The 4,858-nt window shown below is 33.8% G+C and carries 5 protein-coding genes; 1 reads left to right on the plus strand and 4 read right to left on the minus strand.

Annotated elements, in window-relative coordinates:
- Window positions 1-512: hypothetical protein (locus tag JJE11_RS14645; protein WP_291636910.1), on the plus strand; the 512-nt coding region annotated here is incomplete at its 5' end.
- 32 nt (window positions 513-544) lie between these two features.
- Here JJE11_RS14645 and JJE11_RS14650 read toward each other — a convergent pair.
- The 4 genes from JJE11_RS14650 to JJE11_RS14665 are packed head-to-tail and all read right to left on the minus strand — an operon-like array spanning window position 545 to window position 4,476.
- On the minus strand, window positions 545-1,324 hold the full coding sequence (locus tag JJE11_RS14650) for an alpha/beta hydrolase family protein (RefSeq protein WP_291636912.1): 780 nt from the start codon (window positions 1,322-1,324) through the stop codon (window positions 545-547).
- A gap of 49 nt (window positions 1,325-1,373) precedes the next feature.
- The gene (locus JJE11_RS14655; RefSeq protein ID WP_291636914.1) at window positions 1,374-2,207 is read right to left on the minus strand and encodes a carbohydrate ABC transporter permease; all 834 of its coding nucleotides are present in this window, start codon (window positions 2,205-2,207) and stop codon (window positions 1,374-1,376) included.
- On the minus strand, window positions 2,207-3,130 hold the full coding sequence (locus JJE11_RS14660; RefSeq protein WP_291636915.1) for a carbohydrate ABC transporter permease: 924 nt from the start codon (window positions 3,128-3,130) through the stop codon (window positions 2,207-2,209). The genes JJE11_RS14655 and JJE11_RS14660 overlap by 1 nt, the downstream gene beginning before the upstream one ends.
- A 59-nt stretch (window positions 3,131-3,189) precedes the next feature.
- Entirely contained in the window at window positions 3,190-4,476 is a 1,287-nt protein-coding gene (locus JJE11_RS14665) for a sugar ABC transporter substrate-binding protein (RefSeq protein ID WP_291636917.1), read from the minus strand.
- Window positions 4,477-4,858 lie beyond the last annotated feature (382 nt).

The raw sequence follows: 4,858 nt of genomic DNA on the forward strand, positions 1-4,858 counted from the left end.
TAATAATTGGAATAGTAGTGGTATTACTTGGAGAAAAACTCGGATTTGGTACCCTTCTAAATATGGTACTTATTGGTGTGTTCTTAGATATTATCATTGCATTTCATATAATACCAGTGACTAGCAATTTCGCGATTGGTATCATAATGTTAATTATAGGATTGTTTATAATTGCTTTAGCCTCGTACTATTATATTGGCGCAGCATTTGGAGCAGGTCCAAGAGATAGTCTCATGGTTGCACTTACTCGAAAAACGGGATTACCAATAGGTGTGTGCCGTGGAACAATTGAGCTTTTAGCGGTTATTGTAGGATGGGTACTTGGTGGTATGGTTGGTATCGGAACTGTTATAGCTACATTTACAATAGGATTTTGTGTTCAGACAACCTTTAAGTTGCTTAAATTTGATGTAACAAAAGTTGAACACGAAACATTGGACTGTACTTATAAAACACTTTTCGGAAATAAAAAAGAGCCGTTTGCAAATGAAGATGTTCCTAAAAATGATTAAAGTGGTTGCCTATCTACTAAAGAGGTACCCCTTTAACAAAGGGGCAACCACTTTAATACCTTTTGTATTTGGGTATCCCAATACCCCCATTCATGATTCCCATGTTGATCCTCGTATGTTAAATCTAAAGGCAACTTCCTACAGAAGTTTCTAAATTTTATATTTCCTTCATATAAGGTATCCTCCATTCCACAACATTGAAAGAGTTTTGGTTTTGGGTTATTAGACCTAGCCACTTTTTGGGCTAAATAAAACAAATCATCTTTAGTATCTTTTGTAGAAGTATTCTCCCCAAATATATTATTAAAATCTCTTTTAAACGGCCCTGTTTTATTTTCAACCAAGGCACTTAAATCAAGTACCCCAGAAATACTAGCTGCTGCAGCAAATTTATCTGGACATCTTAGTGCCAATTTAAAAGCTCCATATCCACCCATTGATATCCCAGCTACAAAATTATCTTCTCTAGTGCTAGATAAATGAAAAAAATTTCTACAAACCTCTGGAAGTTCATCACTTATAAAAGTCCAGTAACGTTCTCCATATTTCATATCAGTATAAAAACTCCTATTTGCAGCGGGCATTACTACAGCAATACCTAAATTCGCAGCATATCTTTCTATAGAAGTTCTTCTTTCCCATATAGTATGGTCATCAGATAACCCATGAAATAAATACAAAGTAGGGTGATCAGGTTTTATTATATTACCCTTCATCCCTATTTGCTTTCTAGTATTTTCAGGTATTATTACAGACATAGATGTAGATATCTCAAGGGTTTCAGAAAAAAAATCGCAGTGTATTAATGCCATAACTTACCATCCTTCCATATAATATCTCTTGCGTGCATTTATATTAGGTTTATCCTTTGACAGCGCCGTCAGTAAGACCACCTACCAGATACTTTTGAATAACACCGAACATAATGAATATAGGTATCAAAGCAATGACAGAACCTGCCGTCATCATTCCCCAATCTATATCATATTTTCCAATGAAAGCATTAATTCCTGTTGGAAGAGTTTTAAGCGCTTCTCTACTTATAAACAGCGTGTTAAAGAATAATTCATTCCACGCTCCCATAAAGGCAAATACAAACGTGGCAATAATACCTGGTTTCATTACAGGGAGTATTATTTTTATCAATGCTTGTATTCTTGAACATCCGTCGATCATTGCTGCTTCTTCCAATGTATATGGTATTTTCTCAAAAAAGCCTCTTATCATCATTGTGCAAAAAGGAATATTTAATACTATATAAATTATTATTAATCCCAGCAAATTATTTATTAGCCCCAATTTTGAAAATAAAATAAATATTGGAACTATAATTGCAGCCACAGGAACCATCTGAGTTGCAAGGAATAGAAAGAGAGTAAGTTTTTTACCGGCAAATCTAAACCTTGCCAGTGAATACCCTGCAAACAATGATATAATCAAGGTTCCTATTGACGCAGTGGTACTTACAATCATACTATTTTTAAAGTATACTGGAAAGTTTGTAGTTTTTATTATATTTGCATAATTCTCCAAAGTAAAATGCTTTGGAAAGTATGTTATAGGTATGGTCACTATCTCCTTAACAGGTTTAAGTGATGTTATTAATATCCATATAATCGGAAAAGTCATAAACACAAAAAATACCACCATTAAAAAGTATCTAAGTGCTTTGCTCCATTTATCTTCTTTGTTCATTAAAAATCACCTGCTTTGTCAAACTTTGTAATTGCTAAAAAAAGTATAGTATAGACAAGTAGTATCACAAAAAATATTACACTTAGTGCTGATGCTTGTCCAAAATCTAGCGCTTTATATGCTTTAAAAATGATATAAGAAGCTAAATTATTTGATGAATTTAAAGGTCCCCCATTTGTCATTATATATATAATGTCTGCAAAACTAAATATCCATATCACTCTAAGTAGCAAGGTTGTAATGATAGTGGGTTTTATGTATGGCAAAGTTATTTTGAAAAATTTTGCAACTTTTCCTGCACCATCTATTTCTGCAGATTCATATAAGGTCACCGGAATTGACTGTAGTGCGGCAAGAATCATTATGGTAAAAAACGGTATTCCATACCAAATGTTTGCCACTATTGCAGAAGGAAGTGCTGTAGTCGTTTGTGCCAAAAATGAAATAGGCTCTTTTATTAAATGTAATTTTAAAAGTATATCATTTATAACTCCATACTGTCCGTTAAGAAGCCATTTCCATATAAGCCCTATTAAAAACCCAGGCACTGCCCAAGGAGCAAGGACTAAGGCTTGATATAAATTTCTAAATTTAAATTTCTTATTTAGCATTAGCGCCAAAATTAGTCCGAGTACAAACTGGAAGCTTATTGAACCAGCAACCCACCAGAATGAGTTCATTAAAATCTGCCAAAAATCTTCCTCTGCAAATATTGCCCTGTAATTTTCAAAGCCATCAAAATAAATATTGGGATCATTAAGTTTGTAATGATAGAATGATGTTGCTATCCCCTTTGCAATTGGGTACCCAATAAAAATAAGCATCAATATTAATCCCGGGATTATATACAGATAAGGTTCGATCTTCTTCTTAAAAGCGTTTCTACCCGTCTTTTTTACTGTTTGTGTTTTTCTATTGTCCAAACCAATACCTCCTTTCAATAGGAATGGAGAATTTCTCCACTCCACTTGATTTTATCGTACTATTTCTTATTGTATTTATTATTTGCAGTTTCTAAATAAGTAGATATGTTATCCATGGTTTCTTGTGGAGTTTGTTTTTCTAGCAAATATCCTTGCAATTCTTGCCCAGCGATTTTCCCTGTAAATTCGCCCCATTCTGGTAAATATTCAGGAGCACTAAATAATACTGTATTCGGATCCTCTATAGTGTTTGTGTAAGCAGCAATCTTGCCTTTTTTAAAATCACTGTTATCAGCAGGTACCTTTGTTGCAGGTATAACTGAATTGTTAACACCCCATTTAAGATTAACTTCAGGACTCATCATATAAGAGATGAATTTCCATGAAGCATCTTTCTTTTCGGACGCAGATGTCATTGAGAAACCAATGTACCCGCCTTGTAAATATCTCTTGCCATCAGGGCCTACAGGACATAATCCTGTTTCAAATGTTCCTTCAGCCATTTTTTCTTCACATGATACTATTACTTCTGAATCCTGAATGATCAAGGCTGTACTACCTGCGGTAAATGCAGCAACTGTTTCTGCATATCCCCAGTTAAGGGCATCCTTTGGAGCAGCTTTTTTATACATATCAGTGAATTTGACAAATGTTTCAACAGCTTCAGGTTTTCTAAACACACACTTACCACTTTCATCGAAGTAATTACTAAATCCCCCATTAGTCATAATGAAGTTCGACATAAGTGTCCAGCTTCCGGCTCCCCCTCTAAACGAATATCCATACTTATTTTTCGACGCATCCGTCATTTTTATTGCTGTATTAAAGAAATCATCCGTGGTTATCGGAACATCAATACCTGCAGTTTTAAGCCAATCGTTTCTATAATACATTGCCTGAAAATACAAACTATGCGGGATAACATAAAGTGTATCTTTATATGCTTTACCAAGCTTAAGACTTGTCTCTGTCAAAGTATCCTTTTGGTCCCATTTATCAAGATATGGTCCCAAATCTTCCAGCTTGCCAGTTGCGCCAACTTCCGAAACCCAGTTTGCCCCCATCTCAATTACATCTGGAAGTTGATTTGCAGCTGACATTGTAATTATTTTATCATGAGCCTGTTCCCATGGTTCAGAAATTAATTCGACTTTTACATCCTTATTCTTTGATTCAAAATCTGCTACAAGTTCTTTTACAAATTTGGTTCTGGCAGGACTGGTTAAAGTTTCCATAAACTGAATAGTTGTTACCTCAGGTTTTGTTGAATCAGCAGCCTTCTTGCATCCTGAAAAAGACATAGAAGAAACCATAACAAACGCTAAAATTACTGATAATTTTTTCAATGTTATTCATCCTTTCTTTGCATAGATTTGATTTTTTTCCTCTTGATTATTTTATTTATTATATGAAGACTGTGTGTACCCCCCTTTTTTGATAGCACTTTTAAGAATTAAGATTCATGTATACCTCTACTTTTTACTTATATTATCCCGATATTTAAAAAGATAACATCGACAAAATAAAGTATTTTAAACAGTACTTCATCTTTTGTAGCCATATAACTTATATTCGGCTAAAATAACATTAATCCTCTTTTATGTAAATTTGGTTATAAACTAACATAAACTAGTAATTTTTACATTACTAGTTTACGTGGATAATGAGTTATGTGAAAACTTTGTAGATAATAAAGGTTTTCCTTTCTTTTTTCTAGAATCATTAATA

Source organism: Clostridium sp., assembly GCF_016650095.1.
GTDB lineage: Bacteria > Bacillota > Clostridia > Clostridiales > Clostridiaceae > Clostridium_AD.